Origin of the sequence: Lysinibacillus sp. UBA6686, assembly GCF_002455205.1 — a bacterium.
In the GTDB taxonomy this organism is placed as follows: domain Bacteria; phylum Bacillota; class Bacilli; order Bacillales_A; family Planococcaceae; genus Lysinibacillus; species Lysinibacillus pakistanensis.
The window spans coordinates 1-5,463 of sequence record NZ_DKJS01000048.1; the positions used below are offsets into that span (position 1 = coordinate 1).

Below are 5,463 nucleotides of genomic sequence, written 5' to 3' on the forward strand. Positions count from 1 at the left end.
CTTTTCTCCCCGAGCTGAGCGCTTTTCTTCTCGAGCCGAGCGCTTTTCTCGTTTACTTGAGCGTTCCTTTCCCCACTACCTGAGCCTTTTTCTCCATGAGCCGGGCATCCTTCTCACTACTTAAGTAGATTCGCTCAATCTAGCACACATCCAAATTTCCAGCATTTCTAGCATAACCTTATTTTAAGCCAAACAAAAAAAGCCTGAGGAACACTGTCGTAAACAGTATCTCCCAGGCTTTTATCCTTCCGTGTCACAAAACAATTTGTGGTTTTCTCTCGGACCAGACTAGCCAAGCTACGGAACCCTAGAAAACTATTATATGTTATTATGCCACTAGTATATCAAACTATTTAGTTAATTTCCACTGAAACATAGCCAACTTTTTCGACTAGTGCTTGTCCCTCCTCTGAAACAATCCAGTCGATAAATTTCTTTACATTCGAATTATCTGTTCCTGCTGTAACCGCATAAAATTCAGATACAAGGGGATATGTACCGTTACGAATATTTTCCCTTGTAGGCTCAATCCCATCAATGGACAATAATTTAATATCCTTGTTATTGACCATTTCCGTGGAATAAAATCGAAACGTGTAGCCAATAGCATTTTTATAATTACGATATTGAGATACCTCATGGATAATGCCCCCCATGCCTGTTGCAACATTTTCAGCAGGTGCTTCCATAATTGGTGTATCCCCCATAATTTTTTCTAATGCTGTTTGACTTCCGCTATCAGCTGGACGTTGAAAGGCACGAATCACATCATTTTTACCGCCAACTTCCTGCCAATTCGTAATTTGGCCAGCATATATTTGCTGAACTTGCCCCAGTGTTAAATTTTCTACAGTGTTCTTATGATTGACGAAAAAGACAAATGCCTCTCGTCCAATGGGAATCATATGAAAAGTAAGACCTTGCATCTCAGCCTGTCTTTTTTGGGATTCTGATGGTGCTGCTACAAAAATTAGATCCACATCTCCTGAGATTAAATTTTGATACGCTTCAGGTGTACGGCTTACCATTACTCTACTATCGTAATAAGGATAATCCCCCTTTGGATATGTAGCTTCTACAAAGGCAGCATAGAGTGGATACATTGCCGTTGCCCCATCTAAGCGTGGCAAAGGTTCAACGAGCTGCAATGAAGCTTTTCTGTCTAGCTTCATAACCTGATTAGATTCCGTAAATGGTTGATAGGCTGATACATCAATTTCAGCATCAACTGTTGGGATACTTATTTTATAGTAATGTTGAAGAGGCTCAACTAAGGCAAGGCATAGTGAAATCCCCATTATTCCAGCTAGCCAAATCTTACGCTTCTTTGTTGATAACCAATTAAAAATTATACAAATAAAAAGAACAAATAAACAAAGTGGAACGACAACTAGTAACCCTCTAAAATGTATTCCGCCCATTAACAATACATATAGACCAACTATCCCCGTAAAAAATAGTAATCCTATTAATACAAAAAACGTTTGCAGTAATTTCAAAAGCATTTTCCTACCTCCAAAAAGTGTAATTTTACACTATATATTTATAATAGGTTATTTGCGATAGATAGGCAACTATTTATTCTGAAAATTATGTTAAAATAAAACTTAAATACATCAAGGAGGTAAGTACATATGGCTATTGAAAAGGTAAAAAAGCATTTAGCACAATGGAATGTGGAACACAAAATACTGGAGCTAGAAGAAAGCTCTGCTACTGTGGAATTGGCGGCACAGGCACTTGGTTGTGAACCTGAACGTATTGCCAAGTCTTTATCATTTCTAGTGAACGATGGAGCGGTATTAATCGTTGCCGCGGGGGATGCGAAAATTGACAACGCTAAATTTAAAACTATCTTTGGTACAAAAGCAAAAATGCTAGCAAAAGATGAGGTTCTTGAAAAAATTGGACATGAAGTAGGAGGTGTTTGTCCTTTCGGTGTCAATGATGGTGTCGCTATTTATTTAGATGAATCTCTTAAACGTTTTACAACGGTATTCCCCGCATGTGGTAGTAGTAATTCTGCCATTGAGCTTACGATCTCTGAACTAGAAACCTACACACCTTACCAAGAATGGATAGATGTTTGCAAAGGCTGGAATGAATAATATAATTTTACTAATCGGTGAAACATTAAGGTCGTTTCATCGATTTTTTTGTAACTAAAAATAATATTTCAATATAATATATAATCCCTATTCATCTAATGCCTCTTAAAAAAGCATAGTTATAATCAAAAATAAAAGAAAAAATCCCTTTTGAAAAGCCCTTTTTTTCAGAAAAAAATATTTTTTCCTTTTGTATATCTAAAAAAAGTCAGTACGCACAACATCTCACTACCCATAAAATAATTTTTCACAAAAAATCTAATAGTTTTACTTTTTAAAAAAAGTGTTATAATCGCCAAGAATTTAAAATTTTCAACTTTGGAGGTTACTTTATGGTATTACGTGACTTTTTTATTTACTTATCAGAGAACAAATTATTAAATAGCGCTGCGCAAAAATATGGACTAAAAATGGGGGCCCAAAGCGTTGTTGCTGGCACAAGTCTTCCTGAAGTAGTGCAATCTATCAAAGAATTAAATAAAGCTAATATTTCTTGTACAGTTGATAATCTTGGCGAATTCGTATACGAAAAGTCAGAGGCAACGGCTGCAAAAAATAATATTTTAGCTGTAGTTCAGGCTATCCATGATGAACAGCTGGACGCACATATTTCACTTAAGCCTTCACAATTAGGTTTAGATATTGATTATGCATTTTGCTACGAAAACTTAAAAGAAATCGTGAAACTTGCCTATCAATATAATATTTTCGTGAATTTCGATATGGAAAACTACGAGCGTTTACACAGCTCATTTGAATTACTTGAGGAGTTACATAAGGAATTTGATAACGTTGGTACGGTTATTCAAGCTTACTTCTTTGAGTCAGAGGAAAATATTGAAAAATATAAAAACTTCCGTTTACGTATTGTAAAAGGTGCCTACAAAGAACCTGAAAATGTAGCTTATCAATCAAAAGGTGATATTGATCGTAACTACCTAAAGCTAATTGAATATCATTTATTGCATGGTAAGTTTACATCTATCGCTACACATGATCATAATGTAATTAATCATGTGAAACAATTTGTTAAACAACATAATATTTCAAATGACAAGTTTGAATTCCAAATGCTCTACGGCTTCCGCAAAGAAATGCAACTAGACCTTGCACGCGAAGGCTATAATTTCTGTACATATCTACCATTTGGTAACGATTGGTATGGATACTTTATGCGCCGTTTAGCAGAACGCCCTCAAAATGTAGCGCTTGTTACAAAACAAGTGTTTAATAAAAATACAAACTTGGCTATTGGCATAGGAGCAGCAGCATTTGCCCTCGGTCGCCTTTCAAAAAAACGAAAATAACACTAATTCAAGCAAGCTATCCGTCAATCTGGTAGTTTTATCCGTCACTTTTGGGAGCCTATCAGTCAGATTGATACTTCTATCCGTCATTTTGAACAATCTATCAAAAAAGCGAAAACATCGTTAATCAATGTTTTCGCTTTTCTTATTGAGCTTATAGTTTTTTACACGGTATTGTAAGCTTTGCCGACGTATCCCCAACGCAGCAGCCGTTTTGGAAATATTACCTTGATGAAAGTCTAATGCCTTCGAAATATAATATTCCTCTACCTCTTTCATATAGACGTCTAGTGGTCTTATGTCCTGCTGATTTTTGATAACAAATAAATCACTCGTAGAGACTTCTTTTTCGATTTCTTCACATGTACTTTGAATTTTCCACTTAAAATGGACAGGCAACATATGTGGTTCAACGATGGTTTCATTCGTAATGAGTGAGGTGATTTCATCCAATAGCACTTCTAATTCCTTTAAATTACCTGGCCAGTCATATTTTAAAAAGGTCTCTCGCACCTCATCTGAAAGTCCCTGGATAGATGAACCAAAGCTGTCACGATGCCTTTTGAAATAATCATCAATAAATGGCATAATATCTTCTTTTCGATCTCGTAAAGGTGGCACATAAATCGTGATACCCGAAAATAGTCGGTAAAGCTTTTTGGATAGCTCCTGCTTTTGAATTAAATCAATTGGATCTTTACCAACGCTAGCAATTAAAACATGCTGATGATTTGGATGATTATTGAAAAGCTCAACAATCTTTTCTTGAGCTTCTAGTGATAGATATTCAATTCGCTCAGCAAAAAAGGTGATTTTTTCCTTTTCAACAATATATTTTTCAAATTGCTTGAGCACTGTTTTCTCATCTCGTCTGCAAATTAGAGCAATAAACATATCATTTTGAACCTTTAGATCATGATGAATTCCTTCAGCCACCATATCAATACCAGTACCTGATTCTCCGATCAACACAACTGGCATTCTGCTTAGTGCAACAATCTTTGCTTTTTCTATGACATCCTTCATGACTGCCGATACAGCCGTAATAATATCAAATGTTAATGGTGCGCCATACCTTCTTAATGGCTGGTACATCATGTATTCAAGCTGTGTAATATCTCGGGCGATTTCCACAGCTCCCACTAAAATACCCTCATAGTGCAACGGATAAATATTGCTTATGTAGGTCACTTCTTGATTTTTTTTATTCCAATACGTTTTTTTCACATTCAGCACAGGCGTTTCTGAATTTAAGACCTTATAAATATCACTTTTTTCGATTTCGAAATCAATAATCTCTAAGGCTCGCCTCTCCTCGAACTCATCTTCGTTCACGCCCTCTAATTCCCTCATCTTTTTATTGTATATGAGTAGCTTGCCTTCCGTATCGACAACGCAAATTCCCATATCACCTTTTTCAATAACGTATTTATAAATACTTTGTAGTACATTATTATCCATCTTGCCCTCCTGTATTTCCTTAAGCCTATTCTAACACCAATACGAAAAACAGATGCAAAAATTTAAAAAAGTTTTAATATTTGAGTTGATTAACGCCAAATAATATTGCATTATATAATTATCACAATCTTATAAGGTGCATAATCATTTGGCACCTTATATCCACGGGAGGAAAATGACATGATTCCATACAAACACGAACCATTCACAGATTTTTCACAAGAAGCAAACTACAACGCTTACGTAGAGGCTTTAAATAAAGTTGAAGGCTACTTAGGTCAAGACTATCCACTTATTATCGGTGGCGAACGCATTACAACAGAAGATAAAATCGTTTCGTATAACCCTGCTAAGAAAACAGAAGTGATTGGTCGCGTATCAAAAGCAAGCAAAGACTTAGCTGAAAAAGCGATGCAAGCAGCAGATGAAACATTTAAAACTTGGAAAAAGGTAGATCCAGCTATTCGTGCAGATGTACTTTTCAAAGCAGCAGCGATTATTCGTCGTCGTAAACATGAATTCTCTGCCCTTTTAACAAAAGAAGCTGGGAAACCATGGGCAGAGGCAGATGCAGATACAGCAGAAGC

Annotated in this window: 5 protein-coding genes and 1 riboswitch; of the genes, 3 read left to right on the forward strand and 2 right to left on the reverse strand. The window is 36.0% G+C overall.

Translation table 11 applies throughout. The annotated features are described in order from the left end of the window. Positions 1-227: 227 nt before the first annotated feature. A riboswitch (guanidine-I (ykkC/yxkD leader) is annotated at positions 228-322 on the reverse strand. Between the two features lie 31 nt (positions 323-353). Next, a complete protein-coding gene (locus B2R82_RS13025) occupies positions 354-1,505 on the reverse strand; it encodes a substrate-binding domain-containing protein (protein ID WP_286925278.1) in 1,152 nt (383 codons plus the stop codon). Positions 1,506-1,634: 129 nt separating this feature from the next. On the opposite strand from B2R82_RS13025, the gene B2R82_RS13030 reads away from it, so the two are divergent. Both B2R82_RS13030 and B2R82_RS13035 read left to right on the forward strand, forming a co-directional pair. Then, complete coding sequence (locus tag B2R82_RS13030) at positions 1,635-2,108, forward strand: YbaK/EbsC family protein (protein ID WP_286925279.1); 474 nt, start codon at positions 1,635-1,637, stop codon at positions 2,106-2,108. 332 nt (positions 2,109-2,440) lie between these two features. Beyond that, positions 2,441-3,415 carry a proline dehydrogenase family protein gene (locus B2R82_RS13035; RefSeq protein ID WP_286925280.1) on the forward strand — a complete coding sequence of 325 codons (975 nt, stop codon included), beginning with the start codon at positions 2,441-2,443 and terminating at the stop codon, positions 3,413-3,415. Positions 3,416-3,538: 123 nt separating this feature from the next. Here the strand turns inward: B2R82_RS13035 and B2R82_RS13040 are convergent, their stop codons facing one another. Further along, entirely contained in the window at positions 3,539-4,876 is a 1,338-nt protein-coding gene (locus tag B2R82_RS13040) for a helix-turn-helix domain-containing protein (protein ID WP_286925281.1), read from the reverse strand. Positions 4,877-5,056: 180 nt separating this feature from the next. On the opposite strand from B2R82_RS13040, the gene B2R82_RS13045 reads away from it, so the two are divergent. Further along, positions 5,057-5,463 (forward strand): aldehyde dehydrogenase family protein (locus tag B2R82_RS13045; protein WP_286925282.1); only part of this gene is annotated, 407 nt, incomplete at its 3' end.

Coding starts and splice junctions, on each gene's coding strand:
- B2R82_RS13035 (WP_286925280.1), top strand. CDS start 2,441: ATGGTATTACGTGACTTTTTTATTTACTTATCAGAGAACAAATTATTA.
- B2R82_RS13025 (WP_286925278.1), bottom strand. CDS start 1,505: ATGCTTTTGAAATTACTGCAAACGTTTTTTGTATTAATAGGATTACTA.
- B2R82_RS13040 (WP_286925281.1), bottom strand. CDS start 4,876: ATGGATAATAATGTACTACAAAGTATTTATAAATACGTTATTGAAAAA.
- B2R82_RS13030 (WP_286925279.1), top strand. CDS start 1,635: ATGGCTATTGAAAAGGTAAAAAAGCATTTAGCACAATGGAATGTGGAA.